Below are 26611 nucleotides of genomic sequence, written 5' to 3' on the forward strand. Positions count from 1 at the left end.
GTGCGTTTGCCGCGCTTAGCGGCGCAGCTTCAGCGGGGCGCTGAGGGGGGAGGTGGCGCCGTCTGCGGTGGTCACCGTGGCAGTCACGTTGGCTGCCTTGCCGGCATCTACCGATGCCAACGGGAACACGAAGCTGGCGTGGCCCTTGGCGTCCACCGGGACCTGGATGAAGCCCAGGTAGCGCTCGGCCTCGGTCATGCCGGCCTTGCTGTTGGCGAACAGCTCCACCCGGTACAGGCTATCTGGAATGCCTTGGAACTCGCCACGCACGCCGATGCCACCGTTGCTGGCTCCCAGCGTGGAGAGCAGGGTCGGCGCGGCTTGGCCGTGATTGGGCGAGGGCTCGCAGCCATCGACCTGGCCGTCGAGCGCGCAGATGGTCTCCAGCTTGGACGGATCACCTTCTACGCCGCCGCCCCGGTTGCCGATGAATTTGCCGTGCTCCAGCCCCGGCACGTTGAACACGATGGCCCCTTTGAGGTCCGGCAGGCAGGAGCCACCGGCGAAGCAGCGGCGGATGTCTTTGCCGTTGTCGATCATCACGTTGGCACTGATGGTGTTGACTGCAGGACCGGTCACTCGGTTGCGACCGGGTGCAGCGTCCGCGCCGGGCTCTGCCTGCGGGCGCACCGACACCGCGACGCGGTTTCCGATCATAGTGTTGCCGTCGACGATATTGCCGGTGCCGCTGAGCGTCACCGCCGAGGAGATGCCGGTGAACGTGTTGCCGGAGATGTAGTTGCGGTTGCCCCAGTTGAGCTGCACGCCGTCGGACAGGTTTTCCCAGTGGTTGTGTACCACCACGTTGTCGTTACCCCACAGGATTTCCAGGCCCTGCGACGGCTCTTCGTTGTCCTTGTCGTTGCTGGTGATGAAGTTGTCGGCAACCAAGTTAAAGGCGGCGCCGCGGGTCATTTCCATGGCATCGCCGTTGTTGATGAAGCGGTTGCGCAGGATGCGGTTGTGCAGCGTGGTGGTGGCGGTGGAATTGCCCTTGCCGTCGTCTGCAGTGACCATGATGCCGGCGCCGCCCTTGTTGCCGACGATGCGGTTGTCATGAATGAGGTTGCCGCTGGCGCGGTTGACCAGGATGCCAATGCAGAAATTGCTGATCTCCAGCCCGCGGATCTCCACCGCTTCGGTGTCGCGCAGGATCAGGCCCGGCTTGGTGGTAGTGCGCACGTTGGTGCCGTACTGGCCTTCCACCGCACCCGGGCAGGCCCGGGTGCCCGGGCCGACCACGTAGGCCGAACCGTCGATGGCCACATAGGTGCCATTGCGCGCCCAGTCCACATTCTCAATGACCACCGGGCCTTTGATGGGCGGAAGCTCGCGGGTGGGCTTGATGATGTACGGGCCGGCGCCGATAGCGCTGAGCTCAATGCGGTAGTGCCCGGGGTTGGCGTTGTTACGCTCCAGCGCCCAGCGCAGGGTGCCGTCACTGCCATCATCGGCGTAGCTGGTGACCTTCAGCACCGTCTGGGCGCCGCGCGGCAGGGCCGGGCCGGCAAGGCTCTGGGCAAAGGCAGGGGTGGCCAGCAGGGCCAGTGCGAGCAGTGAACAGGTGGGGGTGATGCTCATCTTGCATTCCTTGGAGAGACGAAGTGGTCACACCGGGAGGGGGCACGGCTCAGAACGCGGTCAGCGCTCTTGTCATGCCGGCTCCACAGGGTCTTGGAGCCGAAGCCCACGCGGTTGTCGGTGAACTTCAGATGCAGTAGGCGAATCTCCCAGACCGGCGCGGTCATGCCGTGCGCCTGGGGGAATCGCCGGTAATACAGTTCCAGCGCGGGAGCGGCGTCAGCTGGGGTATCCAGGTGCTTGGCGGTGCCGGTGTATTGCAGCCCGTGGATCTGCTGGATGTCGCTGAACTGGTCGGTGATCGTGCCGGCCGCTTGGGGGTTGATGGAGAGCATTTCACCGTGGCGGGTGTCGAGTGAGCTCAGTAGCAGCAGCCGGGTCTGCTCTTCATCAAATGCGTAGAAGGCGCTGGCCGACCAGGGGATGTCGTCGTAGCTGGTAGCCAGCGCAAGGACGCTGTGGCTGTGCAGGAACTCGACCAGAAGCGCGGGAAGCGGGTTCATCACGGTGCCCCAGGCCTAGAAAAAGTGAGACCAGAAGGCCGAGATCGGCATGGCCAGCAGCAGCGCGGGCAGCATGTTGGCGACCGGGAAGACCTTGATGCCGCAGATGCGGAAGCCGGTGGCAAGCATCAGCAGGCCGCCCACCGCAGAAAAGTCCGCAATCATCGCCGACGTGGTCAGCGGCAGGATCAGCACCGCACCGAAGGCCAGGCTCAGCTGAATCACCAGCTGCGGCACCGCAATGGTGGCCACCGCATAGCCAAGCGTGGTGGCGAAGATGGCGGCGGTGAACAGATCCAGGAACGACTTGGCGATCAGGATCGAGGAGTCGCCGGTCATGCCTTCGTTCATCGAGCCGAAGATGCCGGTGCCGCTCGCGCAGAACAGCACCAGGATGGCGACGAACTTCTCCAGAAACTCATCCTGGGACAGGCCGCCAGCCTTGGCCGGCACCACCTTTTCAACCAGGGCGCGGGCGAAGCCCCCGACCTTGCCGATGCCGCGCTCCAGGAAGACCAGTTCTCCGATCAGGGCGCCGAGGATACCTGCCAACACCATCACCGGCATGTGCGCCGCACGGTTGATCAGGATCACGCCCATGGCCATCGAGGCAACGCCGAAGGTGAGTGGCATGGCACTGCGCAGCCGTTCCGGCATGCGTTGCGCTAGCGCCGCGCCGGTCAGCGCGCCGATCAGTACAGCGGCGCCATTGATGTACGGGCCAACGATCATGTGCGTTCTCCTTCGGCCAGCGTGGCCGGCAGGGTTTCACCCCAGCGCGGCAGGGAGGGATGATCCAAGCCGAGCAAGCCGATGGCGCGTGCCGCGCTGTGCGCGATCATGTCCTCGATGGTCTGCGGGCCGGCGTACAGAGAAGGCACCGGCGGAAACACGATGGCGCCATACTCCGTGACCGTGGCCATGTTGCGGATGTGGCCCAGATGCAAGGGGGTCTCCCGGGTCATCAGCACGAGCCGGCGGCGCTCTTTCAGCACCACGTCGGCGGCGCGGGTGAGCAGGGTGTCGGTGACGCCGCTGGCGATGGCGCCCAGCGTGCGCATCGAGCAGGGCGCCACAATCATGCCCAGCGTGCGGAACGAGCCGCTGGCAATCGCTGCCCCGACCGCTCCTGCCGGGTAGCTGACATCGGCCAGTTGTTCGACCTGATCGCGGTCGAACGCGGTTTCATGCTGCCTGGTCAGGCCGGCCGCTTTGGACATCACCAGATGGGTCTCCACGCCCAGCTCCCGGAGGAGCTGGAGCGCTTTGACGCCATACTGGAAGCCCGTGGCACCGCTGATGCCGACGATTACTCTTGGCTTCTGCATGACGATCTCCGCTTACTTGACGAAGCCGGGAATGAAGCGGCTCACATCCACATCCATGAACTGCGATCGCTGGAAGTTGGCCTTCAGCTTGTAGGGCACCGTGCAGTCGAAGATCGCCTTGCAGGTGATCCCGTGATCGCGAATGGATGGGCTGAAGGCGGGGTCCTGCGAAGGATCCAGCGGATGGCAGCGCACACCGGGAATAAAGACCGTGCTGACGTCACCCTGGTAGCGGGTGGTCATCGCCCAGACCACATCGTTCATGTCGAACAGATCCACGTCTTCGTCAACAAGGAAGACATGCTTCAGTTCGGAGAAGGCGGCAAACGCAAGAAGTGCGGCCTGCCGCTGGCGGCCTTCATCCTGGCCACTGCGCTTCTTCACTTGCAGCACAGCAACGTACTTGCCGGTCCCTGGTGAGGGGCAATGCACGTTCTGCACAAAGCCGGGCAGGGCACGTTCCACCAATTGCAGGATGCTGGCCTCGGTCGGGATGCCGGCCATATTGGTGTGTTCGTCGCTCGGCCCGATGCAGGTCTGCAAGATCGGATCGCGGCGATGCGTGATGGCCTTAACCTTGATCACCGGGACCTCCATCTTGGCTTCACCGGTGTAGCCGGGGAACTCGGGCATGGCCTTGCCCGTATTGGTGTTCTGGTCCTCACGCACGCGGTAGTTCGGCACCAGTTCGCCCTCGATGACGATTTCCGCATTGGCAATCGCCCGTGCGCCCACGGCCACGCCTTCTACAAGTTCCACTGCGCGGCCGCGGAGGCCACCGGCGATGGACAGCTCGTCAAAGCCAAGCGGGGTGGTCGGCGGCTCAAAGCACGCGCCGATCTCGATGGCCGGGTCCACACCGATGCTGATAGTGATCGGAAGCGGCTTGCCGGCCTGCTCGGCCTTGATGCGGAACTGGTCGAGGTGACGGCCCGGCACAAAATACATGGAGATCTCATCCTTGCCCTGCACGCACAGGCGATGGATGGTGACGTCGTGTTCGCCGGTTTCCGGATCGGCCGCGTAACACATGCCCAATGTGAAGTACGGGCCGGCATCTTCTGGGGTGTTCTTCGGCGCGGGCAGCAGCGTGCGCAGGTCGAAGCCCGGGTCCGTGGCGAGATGCACCACTTCTTGGCAGACCGCCTTCTCTCGAGGGATGACGATCGGGGCGATCGCGTTGTCGACCGAATCACGCAGCAGGAAGCCAAGTTTCTCTTTCGGCACGCCGAACATGCGGGCCACGCGCTGGCGCGAGGCCAGCAGGCCGATCAGCACGCGAACGTCCGGGTAGCCCTTGACCTTGTTGAACATCATGGCCGGCCCAACCCGGGTCGGTCGTTGCACGGTGCCGCCGGCGCCGACGTAGCGGTAAACCCCGGAAAGCTCGGCTTCCGGATCGACCGGCTCGTTGGTTTCGATGTATTCGCCGTCGTACGTCTGCAGCAGCGCCAGTGCCGAGCGCAGGTCATGCACGTCAACGTTGCTGGGGAGGGTCTTTCTCATCACTGTGTCTCCGGTGGGGATTCGGTCTGTTGATGCCGATACTCCGCTTCCATCGGGACCGCTGCATTGATTTAAATCATTTCAAGTAATTGATTTAAAAGGAAAACATATCAAAACGCCAAAGGCGCCCGTGCCGCCTTTGGGTGCGGACACGTGACGCCTTTTCGATGGGGCACAGGGTAGGCGGACGGGCGCGGGAAACTATGGAAAAGTATGGCGCCGGGCCACCAGCAGGGAGGGCTCAGCCGGTGGAGCGCTCGTGCGCGGCCGGCAGAGTGATTCGCGCCTGCAGCCCGCCTTCGGTGCGATTGCGCAGTTCCAAGTGCCCGCCATGGGCCTGGACGCAGTCGCGCGCAGTTGCCAAGCCCAGGCCGACGCTGCTGCCGGTTTCCCGGTGGCGAGCCTGGTCAAGCTGGAAGAACGGCTCGAAAACTCGTTCCAGCATGTCCTCGGCGATGCCGGGGCCGTCGTCGGCGATATCGATGCATACGCCGTCTGCGCCCAAGTCGCGGAGCACCACGCTGACGTGCTGGCCGTGGCGCAGTGCATTGACGATGAGGTTGTCCAGCGCACGCCGCAGCGCGATAGGGCGGCAGCGGTAAAGCACCGGCAGCGGTGCGTCGAGCCCGACGACATGCCCCATGCTGCTTAGGCGTCGGCACACTTCCTTGAGCAGGCCATCCAGTTCAACCACTACGCTGTCCTCACTGCGCGCGTTGTGGGTTGCGAAGCGCAGCGTCTCGTTGACCATCTGCCGCACCTCATCCAGCGTGCGCAGCAGTTCGCTGCGCTCCTCGCTGTCGGGCAGCATCGCCGCCTGCAGTTCCAGCGAGGTCAACGGTGTGCGCAGGTCGTGGCTGATGGCGGCGAGCATGCGTGTCCGCTCATCAACGAAGCGCGTAGTGCGCTCGTGCATGACGTTGAACGCGCGCGCGATCTCGCGGATCTCATCAGGGCCCTGCAACGAAAGGGGATCGATGCGCTCGCCACGGCTCATGCGCTCGGCGGCATCGGTCAGTGCGGTGGTGGGGCGCACGATCCGGTTGACGAATACATACAAGAGGATCAGCACGGGCGGAATGCCCACCAATAGCGAGAAACGCAGTAGCTGCCAGCTGTCCCGCCACAACGACTGCACCGGCAGGGCTTGACGGGTATGCAGCCAACGGCCCCCGTCGAGAGAGAGATTGATCTCTACGCACTCCAGCCCGGTGCCTGCCTTGTCCACGGCCGGGTCCAACAGGCGAGTCGCATCATCGTTGCGACAGGGCATGCGAACGGAAATCTGGCTGTCGGGAATCCGTTGGCGCAGATCTTTCGCCAATGCCTGCTCGCGTTCCGAAGTGCCAGCCACGCTCGCCTGCGTGTTGATCCACAGTTGTGCCACGTTGTTGTTGAACGCTTCCAGCCATGTGTCATTGCCCGGTGGCGGGGTCTGCGCGAGGCGATAGGCAGTCAGGGTGCGCGAAAGCACGTGGTCACGGGCGATCGGGTGAAGCACGCCCGACTGCTGCCACAACCCTAATGCACCGAACAGCTGGCCCAGCACGAAGCCACCCAGCATCAGCAGAACTAGCTGGCCGCCAAGGCTGCGCGGCAAGTACCTCATGCGGCCGACTCGTGTTCAACTGTGGCTGCTAGCAGGTAGCCGTCGCCCCAGATGGTCTTGAGAAGGGTGGGGTGGCGCGGGTCGTCTTCGAGCTTGCGGCGCAGGCGGCTGATCTGGCTGTCGATGCTGCGGTCGAAGCTGACGTTGTCGCGCCGGCTAAGGTCGAGTAGATCGTCGCGGCTGAGCACCTGGTTCGGGCGTTCTAGGAAGATACGCAGCAGGCGGTACTCCATGGTACTCAACGCCACCTCCACCCCCAATGGGTCATGCAGGTGCCGGCGCAGCAGGTCCAATGTCCAGCCGGCGAAGCGCAGCTGCCCAGAGTCCGCGCTCCCTGCACTGGCGACGCCCCCGGCCCGGCGGAGCACGCTTCGGATGCGCGCCACGAGTTCGTCGACACTGAAGGGTTTGGTCACATAATCGTCGGCGCCTTGATCCAGCCCGGTGATGCGGTCGGCGTGGTCGGCCTTGGCGGTCAGCAGAATCACTGGCGTGCCGTAGTCCTGGCCGATGTGTCGACACAGCGAAAGACCGTCTTCGCCAGGCATCATCCGATCCAGCACAACCAGGTCGAAATGCAGCTTCAGCAGGTGCGCTCGTGCCTCCACCCCGTTGCTGGCGGTAGAGACCTCGAAGCCCTGCCGCCGCAGGTAAGCGGCCAGCGGATCGCGGATTGAACGGTGGTCATCGACAACCAGCAGGTGTGTCACTTGGGGGTGCGGCCAGTGGGGAATGTTAACGTTAGCAAGCCACCGGCACCGGTGTCGCCACAATTCGCCACAAAGGCTTGTGATCGCCCTGATACGTTCGGCTCATGGATACCCTTGAAGCTGCCTGCGTCGAATCCCAGCTGATTGCTGTTTCGGTCAATGATGAGCCGATCGGGCCTATCGGCAAGGCTGATTGTCATGCCGGTGAGGGGGTGCTTCACCGAGCATTCTCGCTCTTCCTATTCAATCGACAGGGGCAGGTTCTGCTACAGCAGCGCAGCGCGCTCAAACCACTGTGGCCGGGCTACTGGGCCAATAGCTGCTGTTCCCACCCCCGGTGGGGCGAGGAACTGCCCATTGCAGTCTCCCGCCGAGCTCGGGAAGAGCTGGGTGTAATGTTGACCGCGCCATTGACGTGGCACTTCAGCTTCATTTACCACGCGCGCTATCTCGATGTCGGCAGTGAGACTGAACTGTGCCACGTCTATTCTGCTCTTCTAGAAGATGTTGAACTGCACGTGGACCCCAACGAGGTCTGTGCCCACCGCTGGATAAAGAGCCATGAGTTGGATGCTGCGCTCAGGGAGGAGCCAGACGTCTACTCCCCTTGGCTTCATAGGGAATGGCCAGCCCTCAGGGCAGGGCGGGTCAGCCCGGCCAATTCAGCGCGACTCTGAGCATTTGCGCACACTTTTAGGTCGCTCGACCAGTCTAGACGGGCCGATCTGACCGTGCTAGCCTCGGTCATGTAGGTTCTTACCCACCGGAGCTCGCCATCATGTCGTCCGACGACGCGTCATGGAACGCCTTGCAGCAAGAGGCTCAAGTCCGCTCAGCGCTGTCCAGAGCTTCAACGCGAAGGGCTTCCACCGCTGCTGCCCGTCGAAGATTTCAGCATGCGCGGGAAGGTGCTCTGGATATTTCGATGACTCGTTCGAAACAGGGTCGTCGCTGACGAGGATGCGGCCCTGTGAGCGCTACGCTTCCACACAAGTTGTCGAAGCTCTTGGTGTAGCAGCCACTTGAAGGACTGCAACTGGCCCGCATGGCATGCCGCGATGATCACCGCCTATCCAAGGAATCGGGATGCCTTGGGTAATCCGCAAGAAGTGAAAAGAGAGGAAGTGAAATGGCCAAGACAATGAAAGCGATGGTTTACCGCGGCGAGAACGACATCCGTGTGGAGGACCGTGAGGTACCCACGATCTTGGAGCCGACTGACGCCATTATCCGAATGACAAAGACCACGATCTGCGGTACTGACCTGGGAATCTGGAAGGGCAAGAACCCGGAGATTGCCGCTGTCGCTGAAAAGAAGACTGGGTCGTTTGACGGTCGAATCTTGGGTCATGAGGGGATCGGGATCGTTGAAGAACTTGGAACGGCAGTGAAGCGCTTCAAGAAGGGTGACAAGGTCATTGTTTCCTGTGTCAGCCGCTGCGGCACTTGCGAGAACTGCCAGAAGCAGCTCTACGCGCACTGCCGCAACGAAGGTGGCTGGATCATGGGCTACATGATCGATGGCACGCAGGCAGAGTATGTCCGCACGCCTTTCGCTGACACGTCCCTGTACCCCCTGCCGGACGATCTGAGCCAAGATGTGGCTGTGCTGCTGTCCGATGCCCTTCCAACCGCCCACGAAATCGGCGTTCAGAATGGCAACATCAAGCCTGGTGACACGGTGGCGATCGTCGGTGCGGGTCCGGTCGGCATGAGCTGTGTCTTAACAGCCCAGCTCTATTCACCGAGTCAGATCATCGTCGTGGACATGGATGACAATCGCCTGGCGATGGCAAAAGATCTTGGTGCGACCGATGTGGTCAACTCCAGTCGAGAGAATGCAATTGAGCGAATCCTGGAGCTGACCAACGGCCGAGGCGTCGATTGCGCGATTGAAGCGGTTGGGATAGAGCAGACCTGGGACGTCTGCCAGCACGTCGTCAAGGAGGGGGGCCACCTTGCGAATGTTGGTGTCCATGGCAAGGCGGTGAGCTTCGCGCTGGAGAAACTCTGGATCAAAAACCTGACCATCACCACGGGCCTGGTCAACGCGAACACGACGGACATGCTGCTGAAGACATGCTGTTCCGGAAAGCTGCCGATGGAGAAGCTGGCGACTCACCACTTCGCGTTCTCGGAAATCGAGAGGGCCTACGACGTGTTTAAGCATGCTTCTGATGAGAAGGCCATGAAAGTCATCGTCGATTTCGCTACTTGACAGTAAACCGAGGGCTTTTCCGCAGCGGGTGGCAGCGACCCATTCAATGGTTTTGGACATGGTCAGCGCAGATGGCTGATGGTGGCCGGCATGCACTTGGGGGAGAAGGGATTCGCGCGTATCAATCGCATCAAGAAGGGCTACGCAGTCACTTATGAAAGCTGACGAAGCTTGATAGCGGGATGATGCCGGCTTGGCGCGGCGACGAACGAAAGGGCGGCTGGCGGCTTTCGCCGCCAGCCTACGGACGCGGGAGGGGACCCATCCGGTTCTTTAGAAGTAGTAGGCGGCTGAGAACGCTAGGATGTCCGTGCCGACATCAGATTTGCCTTGCGGCGTGCTGCCTGTCGCCGACACCAACGAAACCACGGGCTCATCGAGGAAAAGGTGTGTGTAACCGAAGCTGTATTCGGTCGAGTCGGTGACGCAGCGCTGCAGTCCCGCTGACTGCTTCTGGCCGGATGCTGCCACTGGTGACGGACTTAGGAAGGGACGCTTTGAGTAATCGAGATAAATCACTGTGTTAGACAGCTTTTGCCTTGAGGCAATCGACCTATCCCCGCCAGACAGGATTGAGCTTGTTGCCTAGCTGAGGTGCGGGCGCGCAACAAGCAAGAATGCGGGTGACCAGCTGTACAACGCGACCGTCCGAACTTCATCTACCTCGTAGCCGGCGGACGTCAACTCCCGCACCCACAGATCAGCCGGCTGTTCCCAGTTGTGACGCTGACTGGGATCGCGAACCTTGCCGAGCAGCATCGGTGCTAGGAAGCCCTCCGCGACCAGACTCGCCTGCTCGCCGTAACCTATCAGCCCGCTTTCAAAGCGAGCAGCGATTGACGCAATCTCTTCTTCACTGCCCGCCTCCAGATCTGGCACATCAAACTCAATGATTGCCAGCCTATCAATCCTGGACCTGAGCTCCCTCAATGCCCTGGTCCGTTCGCCAGGCTCCACGGATTGCAGGGAGAAGGTGGCCTGAGCAAGCGCCCACTTGGGGCCGACGTGCGGGCATTCAAGAAAGCTCTGAAGGGTCTTTGGCCACAGCTCGACTTCGGTGCCATCGTTCAGGCCGACCTTGCCAAGTCCAGCTTTCAAGCCCTCCAGCAGTTCCGAAGTGGGCTCAACGACGCCCAAGCGAGCGAGAGAGTTCCGGCTGGATGACAACGGTGGCAGGAGCGCTCGCCCGTCCCCGGCACCGATGTCCAGCAGTGATCGCGCATCAACCGACAAATGCAGCTCGGCGAGCGCGGCATGTACTGCCGAGTAAAGTTCGACATTGCCGCCCCCATTGATGAAGACCTGAAAGGCCTCAGTCTTCTCGTAGGGACTGCGCGCGGCCTGGCCTGCGACCAAGCTGGCCAAGGCGTCACCCAACTTTGAACCGGCGTCAGCTGCTTGCTTGAACGCCGATGCAGCGTCTGCGTGGCGCCCGTCGCCGGTCAAGCGAAGCCCCGCGCTTAGATGATCGAGCATTTCGATCATGGTTTGTTGATCCTTCAAAATGTAAAGAGTATGCCCGTGACATCGGAAGAGAGGCGGGCAAGAAGGTTCACTGAAAGCCTTCACCGACCCGCTCTCCATAACGCAGCGTTTGATTTTGCGGCGACTCTTTCACTCTAGCAATGCGGTTCGCGAAGTCAACGGCATGAAGCTGTTGGGCTCCGGCCAAGGCGGCGTGAGGCCCGCGAGTGCGCGGCAGGGCATCAGTGATAGGTTATTGAGGGTAGGGGCGGATGTCTGCTTACAGCCTTGGATTTAACGAGTCGGCACAGCAGAATGTTCCCGCCGCAGCGGCCTGGCCGTGCAGGTTGCTCATGGAAGACCAAACGCTCTATGGATGTCTCACATCTGGAGGCTTCGAATCTCAAGGGGCCAGCGGCAGCAAACAGTCCAGAAGCTCATCCACGGTCACCCGGATTTTCGGCGCGAGATTGCGTGTCAACGGCCACATAGCCTGTATCGGGGTCCCTCGTATACCCCGGGGCAGCCAGTACGGCCACAAGAGCACCGCTCCTCAGCTCATCGGCTACCAGCCAGGTTGGCAGCTGCGCAATGCCCGCCCCATCGAGGACGGCTGAACGTAGCGCCTCTCCGTCGCTGATGGTGTGCCGACCGTCGATCAACAAACTTGTAGTACCCGCCGAGCCTTCCGGCTGCGTCCAAGGAAGCACGCCGCCAGCGCTCGCGAACGTGAGGCAGTCGTGGGCAGCAAGATCGGACACGCATGCAAGCAAGCCGCAGTCCGCCAGGTAAGCCGGCGAAGCACAGGTCACCACTCGCTGATGCCCCAGGCACCGTGACGCAAGGAAGGCGCTGTTACCCGGCTCGCCCAACCTCACCGCCATGTCGATGCCTTCCTCGAGAAGATCGACAACCCGGTCGGAGAACCTTACCTCCGGACACCGGGGGCGCTGGAGGGTATTCCGTTTTGTCTGGACGTAATGAGCGATGACTATCGCGGGCTCTGGCCGGGCGGCAGCGAGCCGTGGTCGGCTGAACTCGAATTCTTTCACAACGCCTACGCGCGCCACCGCGTCTCCCTCGACCTGGTGCCCGAAGCGACGCATTGGTTCGATCAGGACGGCGACAGGGTCTGTCGATCGGTCTACAAGCACTCCGTCCTATGGTCACGGACGATGATTCTGAACAAGGACGACAAGGTGCCGACGCTGCAAGACTTCATGTCGGAGGACGAGGCTGAACCTTGAGTGCGCAGGCCAGTCGCGCAGCCAAGGACACGGCCTGGCGCGCTTTGATGGCATAGGGGCAGAAGCTGCGCTACGGTCGCCGACAAAGTGCGGACTCAGAGAAGATGGCGGACAAGGCAACGGCCGCACTTGGTGCCGCCCCCAACGCAAGGGCAGCACGCAGGCCCGGATTCATGAGCCGGGCCGAAGGCGTCAGCCGAGCGGAGCGAGGGAACGATGGAAGCCCCAAGGGGGCCAGACGCCGCAGGCGGTTCGATGCGCAGCACGACAGCGCGCCCCAGCCTGCCCCGGGGACGCCCCTTCAGAAGTCGGCTATCCTGTCGGAAACAAGACGGAACGCCCGCCGACGCGTTGTGCGGATGTCATTGCTGAATAAAAAGGACGACGCATGCCAGCGCTTTTCACCGTACTACCCAATGGCAGACGTGTGCCCGAAGGAGCCCGATCCCGGGCGTTCCTACTGACCGATAACTGGGACGACTGGTTCACCTACAGCACGCTGTACTCGCTGATCTTCTATGACGCGCGTGGCGACGAGTTTCAAGTGGGTGGTGTCAAGATCGGTCAATTTCAGATGACCGATGGCCAGCGTCGCCCGCTCATTCCCGATGAGTTCGATGAACTGGGCGAGGAGTTCTTCTCCTTGGGTCAGGACGACAGCTACTACGAAAAACTTAACGAGCTGGGGCCGGAGCTTCGAGACCAAATTCTCCGCGGCCTGCGCGACGTAGCGATCGATCAAGAACGTTTCGGGCGGGCGCTTGGCGAAAAAGTCACGGGCATTTCATTGCTGAGATCGGTCCCCAAAAAGACGGTCGAGACACAGTACTCACGACTCGCGGGAGGTGGCGCGCGCCTCTCTCGCTACGAGTTCACCTACACAGCCGGAAAAACAGGACGGTCGAAGGCTGAGCCGGTGACATTGTCCTTCGTGGTTGAGCCCGCATCCATGCCGCCGACCAACATCCACGTCCTGATCGGTCGAAACGGTGTGGGCAAGACCCATTTACTAACCCACATGTCGCGGTCTTTGGCCGACAAGCGCGCTGATGCAGCGGAGGTTGGATCTTTCACCGTGGTGAGCGAAGACGACGAGGACGATGACGGAGACCTGTTCGCGAATCTCGTTTCTGTCACCTTCAGTGCTTTCGATCCATTTGAGCCGCTGCCCAACCGGCGGGACAAGTCCGAAGGAATGCCGTATGCCTATATCGGACTCAAGCGATCGGGTACGAGCCAGGACGGCAAACCCCTCGCTCCGAAATCGCCGGAACGTTTGTCCACTGAGTTCGGTAGCAGTGTCCTGCTTTGCAGTAACGGCGCGCGTCTTGTGCGATGGCGCCGGGCACTGGAGAAACTTGAAGCAGATCCAATTTTTCGCACTGCGGATGTCGCAGGCTTGGCAGAAGAAGGGCTCGAGGACGACGAGCTCAAAGCCAAAGCGAAGAAGCTTTTTGCTGGACTCAGTTCAGGTCACAAGATCGTGCTGCTGACCATCACGAAACTTGTTGAAACTGTAGAGGAACGGACACTCGTGTTGCTGGACGAACCAGAGGCGCATCTTCATCCGCCCTTGCTGTCGGCATTCGTCCGCGCGCTGTCGGACCTTCTGGTCAATCGCAACGGTGTGGCCATCATCGCCACTCACTCGCCGGTCGTGCTTCAGGAGGTTCCTCGGAGTTGCGCCTGGAAGATACAGCGCAGCGGCCGCAGCGTAGAGGCGGAGCGGCCCGAAGTCGAGACATTCGGCGAAAACGTCGGTGTACTCACGCGGGAGGTTTTCGGACTTGAAGTCACGGATGCCGGATTCCACCAATTGCTTAGAGCCGCGGTTGCAGAAGACGACGATTTTCGCGCAGTGCTGCAAAAATTCGACAGCGAGCTAGGCGGAGAAGCACGTGCCCTTGTCAGGGCGCTCATTGCCAACCCCGGCCAGCGAGGGGGCGACATCGAATGATCAAGCTTGATCGTCCGATCCTCGACGCCGAGGACCTATTTGCAACTTGCATCAGCCGCATCCGGGATCCAGATCTGAAGCAGCGCATGGTGGACGTGACGGATGAGATCGTGGAAGCATCCGAAGAGTTCGCTGATGCGGCAGCGCACAACCGTCTTCACCAGATCGTGCGAGAAGCCATGGTCGGCGATCTGGTCACTAGAGCGGAAATGGAAGCCGTCTACACGAATAGGATGGCAAAGAAAGGCGCGCCCGGCCGGGACGCCTATGACACGCTGTTCACGTCGGCCCCTCAAGGAAAATGCCCGCTCTGCGGCCACCGAACGGTGTCAACGCTCGATCATCATCTGCCCAAGGCGCACTATCCGGCGCTCGCCGTCGCGCCTCTCAATCTGGTGCCGGCCTGCGGCGACTGCAACAAGGCCAAGCTGGCTAACCTGCCTGCCACCGCCAGCGAAGAGACTCTGCATCCCTACTTCGACGATATTACCGGCGATCGCTGGCTGTACGCCGAGGTGGTCGAGGAGGATCCGGCTGCGCTTCGCTTCTTCGTCAATGCTCCGGCGCACTGGGGTGCAGTCCTCACCGCACGGGTTGGTCTGCATTTCCGTACGCTGGGGCTGGCTAAGCTCTATGCCTCTGAAGCGGCCGATGAACTACTCAATATCCGCCATCAACTCCAGATCATCCACGCTGCTGGTGGCGCCGCGATGATCCGTGTCGAGATGGAGGAGCGTCGCCAGAGTTCCAGCGCGGTCCGCATTAACGGCTGGCGGACGATCACTTTCGAGGCTTTCGCGGAGAGCGCGTGGTTTTGCAACGGCGGATTCGGTTGAGTGTGGCGTCCCGCAGGCGGCTCGATGCGCGGCACCACCACGCGACCGGCGGCGTTTCTGGTCGGGGACGCCCAACCCGAATCGGCATGCAGGTACCTGGGCACCGATTCGTTGGCGGTCACTGAGGTACCGACAGACCGGGCTTGGTCAAATACGCTGCCAGGCATCTTCACCACCAAAGACAGGCCATGAATGCACTCCGATCCGATCACCCCAAGCAGATCTGCGAAAACATCCTCATCGGGGGGAGGCGCTACAACATCGAGCACCGCATCCTGCCCAGCGAAAACGCTTTAGCCGATCGGCTGCTTGCTCGTGGCATTGAGCTGACCGAGGCCTACGATGAACTGCACGACAAGCTCCACGCGCATCCGCATGCGCAGCAGGTCTTTCTAGGGCTTGTCCTGAGCACCGCCGCGTTCTGGAGCCCGGAGAAGATCGCGCGGGCGCGTGCCGCACGCGGCGATCTCGGCACCGTCAACCAGCAGATTGCGAAGAAGGCGGCAGAACTCGCCGGTCTGCTGCAGCAGCGTTCCGATCTGCACAACACCTCTGGCTTCAGCGCCGACACCCACTACCACGTGTGCGAAGTGATCGAGGCGGCGGCCAAGAGCAACCACCTTTTCACGTCGTACGTCCAGGAACGCCTCGATGCTCTTCATGGCCAGTTCGACCTGAAGTATTGGCCGTCGCTGAGCGACTTCCTGCTAGAACTGGCCTCCGATGCCGAGGACGCGGTCATGGAAGCCACAGACCCCTTGACTGCGGCCGCCACCGTGGCCTCGCGTCCGTCCCGGGCCGATTTCATCAAGGCGCTGCTCGCAGCGATCGACGAGAACAGCGAGCGCAACCACGGCCAACTGCCTAACGACTTCAAAGTCACCGACAACACGCTCGCTTCCTTGGCGAGTTGCGTGTTGGACTTGGGCGCCGAAGACTTGGTCGATGGCCCTTACGTGAAGCGGCTCCGTCAGCGTGAACGCGATGGAGCTAAGTAGTCACCGACGGGCCTTTCGGTGACTTCGTTTAGGGCCGATCAGGCGCAGCCTGGTCGGAGGCTTTCTTTTTTTTGGGGGGCGCCAAGCAACGCGCAACGGGGACGGACATCCCAGCCCTTCCCCTGGAGGAATGCCGAAGATCCGAACAAGACCGATTCCCAACGAACACCTTGTAACATAGTATCTGTTCCAGGGGACGACTCGGCACTAGAGCAGAGTCTGCGTCGACAAGAAAACAAGGCCTTCCATGCATATCTCCAAGCTCAGCCTGATCAACTACAGAAACTTCGCCAATACGAAGTTGCTGTTCCAAAAAGGCATCAACACCATCATCGGCGAGAACGGGTCCGGTAAAACCAACCTGTTTCGAGCGATCAGGCTGCTGCTCGATGACAATATGATCCGCTCTGCCTACAGACTGGAGCAAACAGATTTTCATCGCGGCCTCGGGCGCTGGCAGGGACATTGGATCATCATCAGTCTTGAGTTCGAGGAAATCTCGGCAGACGAGGCCGTACAGGCCTTGTTCCGGCATGGGACAGGCGTCATCGACGAAGAGGCCAACGGCAAGGCCACCTACAACCTCATTTTTCGTCCCAAGAAGGAAATCAGGCTACGACTTTCTCAGTTGGACGATGGCGACCAAGCTGGCCTCGATGCGATCCTGAATCCAGTCACTCTCGATGACTATGAGACCCTCTTCACGGGTCGTAGTGAGGCCGACTTCAACGACGCAGCCTTCTACAAAGAGGTGGTCGGTGACTTCGAGAATGTCCGATTCTGCGAAGAAGTCGAGTTCCCCGCAATCGGCGCCAAAATTCCGAACGTGCTGTCCGTCTCCAAGGAGATTTCCTTCACCTTCGTCCAGGCTCTGCGAGACGTTGTTTCGGAATTCCACAACAACCGAACCAATCCGCTCTTTTCGCTGCTAAAGGGCAAGAGTGGCGATATCGACCCCGTGGCGTTCAAGGCCATCACCGACGGAGTAAAGGCGTTGAATGACTCCATTGAGGCGTTGCCAGACGTGCAGGTCGTCCGGACGGATATCCGAGACACCATCAAGGACGCAGCTGGCGAGGCGTACTCTCCGGCGTCCCTTTCCATCAAGTCCGACCTCCCGGACGAAGCTGACAAGTTATTTCAGTCGCTCAAGCTGTTTGTCGGCGAATCGGGAGAGGATCACGAAGGGCCGATCCACGAGCTGAGCCTGGGCGGAGCGAACCTGATATTCCTCACCCTGAAACTGCTCGAATTCAAGTATCAGAAGGCCAAGCAATCGATTGCCAACTTCCTGTTGATCGAGGAGCCGGAAGCCCACATCCACACGCACATCCAGAAGACGCTGTTCGACAGGCTCAAGTACGACGACACTCAGATCATCTATTCGACCCATTCGACGCATATCTCCGAGGTCAGCAATGTTCAGAACGTGAACATTCTGGGCAGGGAGCGCGACCGATGTGAGGCCTACCAACCTGCCGTGGGCCTTAACCCAGAAGAGATCGGCAACATCCAACGCTATCTGGATGCTGTCCGCAGCAATCTGTTGTTTGCCAAGAGCGTCATTCTGGTGGAGGGCGATGCCGAAGAAATTCTCGTCCCGATCCTGGTCAAAAACGTGCTGGGCATCAGCCTTGATGAACTCGGCATCAGCCTAATCAATATCCGCAGCACCGGTTTTCAGAACGTCGCGGTTCTCTTCCACGATGACCGAATCCGGAAGCGATGCAGCGTCGTGACGGATCTCGACAAGTCGATCATTGACACAACGCCGGCGGCGGGAGACTCCGAAGGGCTGCTCAGGCGCAAGAGCAAGTACCAGACATCCCAAGAAAAAGGGATCGCCAGGAAAACGCTGCTGGAAGACACCTTCAAAGAAAACCCCTGGGTCTCTCCTTTCTTTGCCCCTCACACCTTTGAGGTCGACTTCGTTGCTGCCGGCAATGCTCGCAAGGTGGTCGGCATCCTTCCTGATGTCTACAAGGATGGCCCAACCATTGCGAAGGCCAAGGCAGAGCTTGAGGCCGCGGACATCGCGCTATACGGCCAACGCGCTCTCACCATGGCGGACAACTATGGGAAAGGATGGTTTGCCATCTTGCTGGGAAAGAAGATCGATCCGCAGACCGCCATCCCGAAGTACATCCTGGACGCCATCGCTTTTGCGCACCCCGTAGTCACAAAGGAAGTTTGGTTCAACGTACTGAGCTACCGCGTGAACTACATCGATGCAGAGGATTTCGTCACTGCGGCCGCAGTCTTCGCAGATTTCAGGGCCAAGCTGCTGGCCTTCAGAAATGGAGACATCGACTTCGTAGGCATCCGGAACGAGATGCTTGCCACATTCCCCGACGACCGCATCAACGACGTCCTTGAGGTCTTCTAATCATGTTCATGTGGGACAAAGACGACCTGAATCCGGAGCAGGAGGTCGCCATTCTGGAGCCCGGGAGTGTTTTTCTCATCGCTTGTCCCGGCAGTGGGAAGACCCGCACGCTGACCTACAAGATTGCTTATGAGCTGTCCAGACTGAAATCGAACAAGCAGTTTGTTGTCGCGATCACATATACGCACCGTGCCGCCGACGAGATTCATGAGCGCATCGAGAGTCTGGGGGTGGACACATCCCGGCTATGGATAGGAACGATCCATTCATTTTGTCTTGAATGGATATTAAAGCCCTACGGCATCTATCACCAGGAGTTGGCTCGCGGATTTCGCGTGATTGATCAGCATGAGCGCGAGAAGATCTTGGAGGCGCTATGCAAGCCATACCAGAAGCCAAAAATAACATTCTGGGATTGCGAGTTCTATTTCACCGAAACTGGTTATGTGCTTTCTTGCCCCCAAAATTGGAAGCATACCGGGCTGCACGCCATACTTGGGCAGTATTTTGAGCGGTTGCGTGAGAGTCGGCAAATCGACTTTGAACTCATCCTCTACTATGCGTACCAACTGATTGCGAGTCGTCCTGCAATCAGCGAGCTCCTTGGGCAGTTGTTCTCTTTTGTGTTGGTCGATGAATATCAGGATACCAAGAGAATTCAATATTCGATCATCACGGCCATCTTGAAGTCCGGCCAAGGTGCGACTAAGGCCTTCATTGTTGGAGATCCCAATCAGGCAATTTACCAGTCGCTCGGCGGATACCCGATTGCCTTCGAGGATTTCAAGGCGATGGCGGGCATTGACCTTGCAGAGCTCGAACTTTCGAGGAACTACCGCTCCTCCGAGCGCATCATCGATTACTTCGGAAACTTCAACGTCCACGCCACTACCATCGAAGCCGCATCCGACGACAAGGCGTATCCAAGCCTCGTTTCATTCAACGAGACAGTAGGCAAGGCGGACCTGGAGGCGGAACTGATCCGGCTTATTCGGTTCAACATCGAGACCATTGGCATTGCGCCCCACGAGGTATGCGTGCTGGCGCCCCAATGGACGCATTTGGCAAGCATGACTCGACGCCTAGTCGCCAGCATGCCTGAGTATTCATTCGATGGTCCCGGCATGGTTCCTTTCGCGAGAGACCCTGAGAATTTTTGGTACAGGCTTTCGAAGATCGCACTTACGCAGGCATCGCCGGGTATGTATGTGCGCAGACTCCGCTGGGCCGGAGAGATTCTTAATGACTTGGAGGCGGCTGGCGCGAGTGTGTCGAAACTCACGCGGAAGTCATTGCTGAGGGAGTGCAACGCGATCGAGATCGATGAAACAGATGGGCTGGCCTACCTTCGCGCATTCTTCGAGCTGTTGTTCGTGAATCTGGGCATCGACTTTCGCCTTTTCACATTGCTTCAGGAACATCACGTTGCGTTCTTCGAAAGCTCGCAAGCAAGGGTCGATCGGCTGAAGAGTGAAGGCAGCGAATTCATAGGAGACATTGGGACGTTCAGGAAGGTTTTTCAGCACCGAACTGGGATTACGATTTCCACAATCCACGGCGTGAAGGGTGCGGAGTTCGATGCGGTAATCGCCTATGCTTTGTTGGAAGATATGGTGCCGCATTTCAATGATCCGAATGGCCAAGAAAGTGCGATGAAATTGCTGTATGTTATCGGATCGCGCGCTAGAAAAAATCTGCACCTGATCTCGGAACGGGATCGTGTTCGTCAGTATTCAGGTGATGAATATCAAGTCACCCGTAAGCTTGCTGAGTGCATTTTTGGCTATGACGATATTCCATAGGAGAAAATTCTGTGTCCCCTAATATTCAGATTTAGGCCATCGAATGAAGCTTGCACTATTTGAAGGGCAGAGACGCGCGCCTGCGCCAGGCCTGCAAGGCCAATGTCCTAGTTGCGGTGCTCCTGTAATGGCAAAGTGCGGGAACTACAAGATCTGGCACTGGGCGCACAAAACGCGTGAGCACTGTGATCCTTGGTGGGAGTCGGAAGGAGAGTGGCACCGCAGCTGGAAGGACCGCTTTCCGCAAGAATGGCAGGAAATCCCGCATCAAAGCTCAACCGGCGAGCGCCATGTCGCGGACATACGCACGCCGGCTGGTTTGGTCATTGAATTCCAACGCTCAACCATCCACCCTGACGAAGTTCTCGCGCGTCAAGCCTACTACGCGAAGATGATCTGGGTAATAGACGGATGCAAGAATGAGTTCGATCCGATAAATTTCAGCAACTGGAGAAGCCAGCCTAACGAGCACGGGCTCGCTCAGTTCGCGGTGTTCGGTCGAAGTAAGCTCTTCGAGCGTTGGCACACCGAGAAGCCTGTTTTTATCGATTTCGGCAAGGCCGGGTTCTGGCGTATAGCGCACTACAACCCAAAGACTAAACGCGGGGTTGCATTAATTGTCGACAAAGAAGCATTCGTCCGCATCGCTGGCTCTGGTTCGACGGATTTCAGCGGTCAAGGTGGCCCAGCCTCGCCACTTTGAAGAACTATTGAGGCCACTGTGTGGCGACTTTGTCGCGAGTGGAGAGGGGCGGCGCTACGGAACAGTCGGCACCCCATCGAGATTTGCACAATAGGAGAGATTGATGGCGCTGCCTAACTGCCCATTTGAAGAAGGGGACCGCATTGATCACAAGCTGTTCGGGTTCGGCACAGTTGCCGGCGCACCCGTAGCGATGGTCGGTCCGGATTCCCGGAGCGTCAGTGGCGTCCGCGACGCTGGTTGGAGTGTTCCGGTCAAGTGGGATGATCCGAAGCGGACTGCGGGAGCAGTCGCGCATCACGTGCTACGCAAGGTATCGTCGCCGGACTCTCGGCCGTTCGCCCACTGGGATCGTCAGTGGCAACCGTTGCTTCAAGCGTGGCTGACCGCTCGAAGAGAAGTTGAGCAGGTCTCCTCAAGCTTCCGGCCCGTGCCTGAGTCTGCCGATCTGACACGAGTTCAAGAGGCCGAGCGAAGAGCATTGGAGGCAATGCAGCGCTTCTGGGAAGAAGAGCGAACAGAGGGCCATCCGTAGGCTGTTCTCTGTGAAAGGGTTGTCTCTGCCTCCAGCTGACGTCCAGAGGGGAATCCAGTATCCTTAGGGCTGATTGATGATGATGTCGAAGACGTCGCTTCCTCACGAATCGCTCCATCTCCCGCGCTAGCAAAAGATCTGCGCTTCTGACGGTAAAAGCGACGGTATAGACCCATGTCGATCACAGCCAAGTCCTTTAACCATGCGGGTTTGGGTGGCCTGTTGATGATGGAGTGGGGTGTGTACCCTATCGTAGTCGCATGCAGATGGCACCTGGACAGCTCCAGCCTTGTGCATTGGCTTTAGCACTTGGGGCTGACGCCCACTTCTGATCGAAGACTGCTAGCACCTGATCTAGATGAAAGTTGCTTCGTCGAAATCTCCAGCGTTTGCCGTCTTGGGTCCACAGTCGGGCGGCAAGTGCTGTCTGTCCCTCACCGAAAGTTGCCTCCGTTCTCCGGAATGGCAACGGTCGCCGGCGCTGCTCCAAGATCGGGGATGCCGGCCATGTAAGGCCCGTCGCGGTTGTGGTCGACGACCCGGTAAGACACAGATGCCGGCGAGGTTGGCCCCGGGGTCTTGCCTCACCCATAGTTAGGTAGTACGTAATCACTCCATGCCTGCATCATTGGTCGACGCTGCTCCAGCAGGTCGGTGCGATGGTAGGCCGCTTCCACTTGGCTCTTAACAGTATGGGCCAGTGCACGTTCTGCAAGATCTCTGGCATATCCGTGCTCGCTACACCAGTCCCGAAAACTGGAGCGAAAGCCGTGTGCGGTGGCCACTCGACTATTTGAGTCGCTGGGAGCCTCTAGCCGCCGCAAGAGTGCCGTTAGGGTCATATCAGACATTACGGTTCTCGCGCGAACAGACGGGAAGGGCAGCTGATGGTGCTGGCCGAACTGCTGTTGGAGCAGGAGCAGCGCTTGCCTCGAGAGGGGTACTCGATGTGCTTGTTTCGCCTTCATCCGGCCAGCCGGAATAGTCCAGACTGCGCCCTGGAGATCCACCTCATCCCAGGTCATCCCGCGGACCTCCCCGGAACGGGCGGCAGTGAGGATAAGAAAGAGCATCGCTCGCCTTGTGACGTCCAGATCCGCAGCGCTGTCAAGCTCTGAGGCGGCAAACGCTGGCAGTGATTGCCATGGCATGGCGGGCTGGTGCTCCCGTCGGATGCTTAGGCTCGGCTGTCCGGGAAGAAGATGGCCCACTACGTCGACGGGGTTCGCGTTGTTGAACCCATGGGCCCATCCCCATGCCATCACAGCATGAATCCGCTGTCTGACCCTCGAGGCTGTCTCCGCCTTCTCCAGCCAGATAGGTCTTAGTACGTCGGCCACATGGCGCGGAGTGAGCTGATCGATCTGGATAGCGCCGATCCTGGGGAAGGCGTATTCAGTCAACGTGTTGATCCATTGCTGAGCATGTTTGGCGTTCTTCCAGCCGGGCCTCAGCTCTTCGTGTACTTGGATCGCAGCCCCTTGGAAGGTTGGGACTGCCTGTCTCTGTTCCTGGGCCTCCTTCTCAGTCAGTGGGTCTTGCCCATTTGCGATCTGCTCACGCATCTCGCGGCCGATCTTTGCAGCCGTGGCGATTCCGACTTCGGGGTAGGCGCCCAGCCCTGCATTGCGTCGCTTGCCGCTAACGGGGCTTACGTAGCGGAGTACCCACTTGCCGCTGCCTTTTTGCTTCTTCGAGGGGAGCAGCGTCAGGCCAGTTACGCCGCCGTGGGGAACCGGATGGCTACCGGGGGCGATGCCTCTGGCTTTGAGATCTGTGAGGAGTGCCATGAGGCCCTTGGGTGGTTTCAGTATGCCATTCAGTATGCCATTTGTACGCCGCCGCGCGCGCACGTGCGTGGATGGTACTGGATGCCATGCGGGCGTAAGGTGTTGACGAAGCGGGATAAATGACGGGATCGAAGTCTTTCCCGGACTGCTATGGACCGATACATGGACGACACTCTCTCCGCCAATGACCCTTAAATCATTGATTTGAAATTGAAATCCTGATTTGGGTTTACGGGAAGGCAGGAAGCATGTCGAGGAAACGCTCGCATGCGCATCCCCTATGCGGCTGTCGCCGGATGGCGTGATGCCCTACAGAGACTTACGGGGATGTTTTGCCTGCGCAGCTTCTGCATGTTCTGCCAAATACTGCTGACGAGGGGCATTGGACTTCTTGACAGGCGCTGAGAGCCCTCGACCACGAAGATCCGCGTAGCTGGTGCCGATCAGCGAGGTCGCGACCTGCGTCTTGATATCGGCGTCAATCCAGATCAAGCCAAGATCGAAAAGGGTGTGTATGTCAGCACGGAGCAACAAGCCGTTGTTGACGGTATACGTATGGTCGCCACGGAATGGCAGGATGTGCGCTGCTTCCAATGTTGCCGTAACGTCGCAGCCTGTGATCGCGCACCTACCGCCATAGGCCTTGAGCAACTTCGTTCGGAACCCAGCTTGGCCGCGGCGCATTGCGATGGTGGTCAGGGCCCACTGGCGGGCATCTTCGCTCGAGTCGATTGGAGGCGTGAGGAACTCAGCGCCTGCCTCGGCTGCTAAGACAAGCCGTTCCTCTATTGTGGGCTCGCCGGACTCTGCGTCAGTTTTCTCAAAGACGACGGAGAAGATGCTCTCGTTCACTTCTTGAACGTAGCCGGTCCACTCAGTGCGGGCCTCGAAGACCTTGCGCTTTTTTTGCTTGTCCGCCCACCGCACCATCACCATACGGACAGGAAGCCCCTTCTCGGAAGCAGTTGCGAGATGGGTGAGGGTCCCAGTGCGTCCGGCGCGATTCGTCCACCCAGAGGTGTCAATGCGGTAAGTCCGTTTGTTCCCCTTCTTGGGAAAGCGGTCTTCCCAGACGGTAATCACGGCCTGCCGAGGCTTCGTCGCAATTGCTGAGACAGACCAGCGCATGTTGTCCAGCTTCGCGCCATGCTTCTTGAACTCTTCCTTGATTCCCATCGCTTTTCGCGTCCCTATGCAATTCGTACAGCTTCAGTGAGAAGGCGGTCATCGCCGACATTGTCTAATGCGTTAGCGGCTCGGCTGCGAAAGACTGAAGTCTCTCGCGAGAAGGTGCAGCAACTTTCCGAAAGCACTTATGGCCGTGGTTCTGGGTCCACGCTTAAAAAGCTATTGCATCGTTGGAAGTCACTGCCCGACCAGCCCCGGAGTGTGGGCATCCATATCCATCCAGTGACTGCGACCAAGCGTGAACTATGATCCAGCGGTGACGCGGTCAAACACGTGCATGGTTCGCTGCTTGAACACAAGGTGGACATCGATCACTCCACTCTCATGGGGCATACGTGCCAGAAAGCCGCACGGGTAATCCGGCCACGTCATCATCCACCTGGCTCTCAAGAATGCGGACCGGCCCTCTGTTGGCCCTGCATCTTCCGCAGGATCTCCTCGCCGGGACAGCCACTGCCCATGCCACTTGGCCGCCACTGCTCGATGGAGGCACCGATCCGTTCCTCCAAGTGATGAACTACTCCAGCCATGGCAGGGTCAGCCAAAGCGCAGATCCTTCCCGACGCGACGAGTGCATCTGGCATGTCAGCCTTGTGCCGCAAGTAAAAATACTCGGGGGTGGCGTGGCGCTGAAGCACCTCAATGAGGGTCCCAACGATGCGATCGGCATCATGGTCAGGAAGCAGGTATGCGCTTCTCAACAAAGCCGAGCGCTTGTCGATCAACACCAAGGTGTGGCGGGCTTGATCGGTCCGTGAAAGGGTTCCTCGGCCTGCATCGCTGCAAGGGAGCGATAGCCATGGACGGCTGCGATCAGTTCGCGGATCTGCTCCTTTTTTAGCGGCAGTCCAGAGGAAAGAAACGCGGTCTCGGCTAGCAAGTCCGGGCCCGAATAGATATCAGGTGTCATTGGCAAAGTCCTATCAAACGGGGCAGGTGAGCGCTTACTTCTGCTTCCGTTGGCGTTTGCCAAGCGTTGACATGGGCATGCGTTTGGGACGGTCAGTCAAACTGATTCGAGCGGCGTGGGCGCGGCAGGTCAACGAGTCTCGATCGGTGTGCGGCGAATCGAAGAATGGCTCCGGGCCGGCCTAGAAGTAGCTAAAGTTAAATCCTCCTCCGCCGTTAACGAGCTTAGCCGCGCTATGGCGACTGCCCCTCGTCAGTAAGGCGGCACACAACAGACATCGGAAACATCAGGAGCGGGATATGTCAAAAGGAAGATTTGCGCTAGTCGCTGTGTTCGCCATCGGGCTTACTGGTTGCGGCAGCCATGACTGCAACTCAGGTGATGTCCATGAGACACTGCTGAGCTTGCTGGCCGGCGATACCTCGGGGATGGAGAGCATGGTGGAAAACGCCTTCGGCGTCGGGCCAACGGCTGAGTCACTTCAGGCGTTTGCCGCGGGAACGGTCACCGAGATCGTGACTCTAGAAAAGAATAAGAGCACAGGCGCCTTCGTCTGCAACGCCAAGGTCACCATTCCTGTGTCGGAAGACAGGGAAGTAAGTCTGCAGATGGACTACGAGGTGCGCCAAGTGGAGTCTGGTGATTCGGACTTCCAAGTGCTTGCCAGCAAAAGTGACATCAACCGCATGCGTGCAAATGTCAATGGCACAATTAACAACCACCTTCGCGCGAAGGCAGAGGCAGAGCGTAAGGAGCAACGCAAACAAGCGTTTCTCGACAATCCGCCCATCGCCATGACGGACGAAGAAGCTAGCGCTGCCATCATTGAGGACATGAGTCGTTACAACAGCAGCTTCGCCGAAAGTTCGCATGCCATTGTGGGCCAAGACTTTGGCGGCGAAGGCTACAAGGACTACGTAATTGCATACCGCAGCCACCTATATGGGGATACGTATGGTTGGAGCTACAAGCACTACTGGTCGACGGCGCGCGAGCCTGGCGAGAAGGTCTCACTAGACGGCAATTCGGACCAGGAAATCACGCGCGAGCACGACCTTACCAGCTTGCAGCTACATAACGGCGTGGTGACTTTCTCTGACGGAAACGGGTGGTCTCAGGCGGCAGAAATAGTCACCGGCAAGAGTTATCACAGCAGCAAGCTGTGACGTGCTTTCGTGTTTTCATGCCCGCCTCTGGTCTGGCGGGCATGGTGCGCCCACGCTCGTAGTTGTAATAAAAGAGTCTGAAGACTCGATTGATGTGGACTCGATGGTTCGCAAGTATGCAAATAACTTCGAGTTGGAAGTCTCTGTTGAAGTCTTCGACCTGAGATCGCTTAT

At 59.4% G+C, this 26611-nt stretch carries 21 protein-coding genes; 11 read left to right on the forward strand and 10 right to left on the reverse strand.

Translation table 11 applies throughout. The features are described from left to right. Window positions 1–15 precede the first annotated feature (15 nt). The 7 genes from POS15_RS05050 to POS15_RS05080 all read right to left on the reverse strand — a co-directional run bounded on the left by POS15_RS05050 (window position 16) and on the right by POS15_RS05080 (window position 7237). On the reverse strand, window positions 16–1581 hold the full coding sequence (locus tag POS15_RS05050) for a NosD domain-containing protein (protein ID WP_284129131.1): 1566 nt from the start codon (window positions 1579–1581) through the stop codon (window positions 16–18). Further along, window positions 1578–2084 (reverse strand): pyridoxamine 5'-phosphate oxidase family protein, encoded by a 507-nt coding sequence (locus POS15_RS05055; RefSeq protein WP_049399701.1) that lies wholly within the window; start codon window positions 2082–2084, stop codon window positions 1578–1580. The genes POS15_RS05050 and POS15_RS05055 overlap by 4 nt, the downstream gene beginning before the upstream one ends. A 15-nt stretch (window positions 2085–2099) precedes the next feature. Beyond that, the gene (locus POS15_RS05060) at window positions 2100–2816 is read right to left on the reverse strand and encodes a DUF554 domain-containing protein (protein ID WP_049399702.1); all 717 of its coding nucleotides are present in this window, start codon (window positions 2814–2816) and stop codon (window positions 2100–2102) included. Continuing rightward, window positions 2813–3412, reverse strand: a complete 600-nt coding sequence (locus tag POS15_RS05065) for a UbiX family flavin prenyltransferase (protein WP_049399703.1) — start codon at window positions 3410–3412, stop codon at window positions 2813–2815. The genes POS15_RS05060 and POS15_RS05065 overlap by 4 nt, the downstream gene beginning before the upstream one ends. 12 nt (window positions 3413–3424) lie before the next feature. Further along, window positions 3425–4918, reverse strand: coding sequence for a UbiD family decarboxylase (locus tag POS15_RS05070; protein ID WP_049399704.1), 1494 nt, complete (start codon window positions 4916–4918; stop codon window positions 3425–3427). A 241-nt stretch (window positions 4919–5159) separates the two neighbouring features. Beyond that, on the reverse strand, window positions 5160–6467 hold the full coding sequence (locus tag POS15_RS05075; RefSeq protein WP_160314663.1) for an ATP-binding protein: 1308 nt from the start codon (window positions 6465–6467) through the stop codon (window positions 5160–5162). A 56-nt stretch (window positions 6468–6523) separates the two neighbouring features. Further along, window positions 6524–7237 (reverse strand): response regulator transcription factor, encoded by a 714-nt coding sequence (locus tag POS15_RS05080; RefSeq protein ID WP_049399706.1) that lies wholly within the window; start codon window positions 7235–7237, stop codon window positions 6524–6526. A gap of 104 nt (window positions 7238–7341) precedes the next feature. Between POS15_RS05080 and idi the strand changes: the two genes are divergently transcribed. Beyond that, window positions 7342–7914 (forward strand): isopentenyl-diphosphate Delta-isomerase, encoded by a 573-nt coding sequence (gene idi, locus POS15_RS05085; protein WP_049399707.1) that lies wholly within the window; start codon window positions 7342–7344, stop codon window positions 7912–7914. Between the two features lie 452 nt (window positions 7915–8366). Further along, entirely contained in the window at window positions 8367–9455 is a 1089-nt protein-coding gene (locus POS15_RS05090) for a zinc-dependent alcohol dehydrogenase family protein (RefSeq protein WP_049399708.1), read from the forward strand. Window positions 9456–10040: 585 nt separating this feature from the next. On the opposite strand, the gene POS15_RS05095 is transcribed toward POS15_RS05090, so the two are convergent. Further along, window positions 10041–10940, reverse strand: coding sequence for a hypothetical protein (locus POS15_RS05095; protein ID WP_049399710.1), 900 nt, complete (start codon window positions 10938–10940; stop codon window positions 10041–10043). 959 nt (window positions 10941–11899) lie between these two features. Here POS15_RS05095 and POS15_RS05100 point away from each other — a divergent pair. The 7 genes from POS15_RS05100 to POS15_RS05130 all read left to right on the forward strand — a co-directional run bounded on the left by POS15_RS05100 (window position 11900) and on the right by POS15_RS05130 (window position 20848). Then, window positions 11900–12166: a hypothetical protein gene (locus POS15_RS05100; RefSeq protein WP_284129132.1), complete on the forward strand. Its 267-nt coding sequence runs from the start codon at window positions 11900–11902 to the stop codon at window positions 12164–12166. A gap of 388 nt (window positions 12167–12554) precedes the next feature. Further along, complete coding sequence (locus POS15_RS05105; RefSeq protein ID WP_284129133.1) at window positions 12555–14123, forward strand: AAA family ATPase; 1569 nt, start codon at window positions 12555–12557, stop codon at window positions 14121–14123. Then, window positions 14120–14959, forward strand: a complete 840-nt coding sequence (locus POS15_RS05110) for a hypothetical protein (RefSeq protein WP_284129134.1) — start codon at window positions 14120–14122, stop codon at window positions 14957–14959. Before POS15_RS05105 ends, POS15_RS05110 begins: the two co-directional genes overlap by 4 nt. Before the next feature lie 188 nt (window positions 14960–15147). Continuing rightward, a complete protein-coding gene (locus tag POS15_RS05115; RefSeq protein WP_284129135.1) occupies window positions 15148–15957 on the forward strand; it encodes a hypothetical protein in 810 nt (269 codons plus the stop codon). 247 nt (window positions 15958–16204) lie between these two features. Beyond that, a complete protein-coding gene (locus POS15_RS05120; protein ID WP_284129136.1) occupies window positions 16205–18343 on the forward strand; it encodes an AAA family ATPase in 2139 nt (712 codons plus the stop codon). A gap of 2 nt (window positions 18344–18345) precedes the next feature. Then, window positions 18346–20145: an ATP-dependent helicase gene (locus POS15_RS05125; protein ID WP_284129137.1), complete on the forward strand. Its 1800-nt coding sequence runs from the start codon at window positions 18346–18348 to the stop codon at window positions 20143–20145. 43 nt (window positions 20146–20188) lie between these two features. Beyond that, window positions 20189–20848, forward strand: a complete 660-nt coding sequence (locus POS15_RS05130; protein ID WP_284129138.1) for a competence protein CoiA family protein — start codon at window positions 20189–20191, stop codon at window positions 20846–20848. 1119 nt (window positions 20849–21967) lie between these two features. On the opposite strand, the gene POS15_RS05135 is transcribed toward POS15_RS05130, so the two are convergent. Both POS15_RS05135 and POS15_RS05140 read right to left on the reverse strand, forming a co-directional pair. Further along, window positions 21968–23173 (reverse strand): tyrosine-type recombinase/integrase, encoded by a 1206-nt coding sequence (locus POS15_RS05135; RefSeq protein WP_284129139.1) that lies wholly within the window; start codon window positions 23171–23173, stop codon window positions 21968–21970. Between the two features lie 309 nt (window positions 23174–23482). Then, entirely contained in the window at window positions 23483–24349 is an 867-nt protein-coding gene (locus tag POS15_RS05140) for an HNH endonuclease (RefSeq protein ID WP_284129140.1), read from the reverse strand. 422 nt (window positions 24350–24771) lie between these two features. Between POS15_RS05140 and POS15_RS05145 the strand changes: the two genes are divergently transcribed. Then, window positions 24772–25119 carry a hypothetical protein gene (locus tag POS15_RS05145; protein ID WP_152663745.1) on the forward strand — a complete coding sequence of 116 codons (348 nt, stop codon included), beginning with the start codon at window positions 24772–24774 and terminating at the stop codon, window positions 25117–25119. A gap of 451 nt (window positions 25120–25570) precedes the next feature. Beyond that, complete coding sequence (locus tag POS15_RS05150; RefSeq protein ID WP_284129141.1) at window positions 25571–26437, forward strand: hypothetical protein; 867 nt, start codon at window positions 25571–25573, stop codon at window positions 26435–26437. Window positions 26438–26611 lie beyond the last annotated feature (174 nt).

The organism is Stenotrophomonas sp. BIO128-Bstrain (assembly GCF_030128875.1).
Taxonomy (GTDB): domain Bacteria; phylum Pseudomonadota; class Gammaproteobacteria; order Xanthomonadales; family Xanthomonadaceae; genus Stenotrophomonas; species Stenotrophomonas bentonitica_A.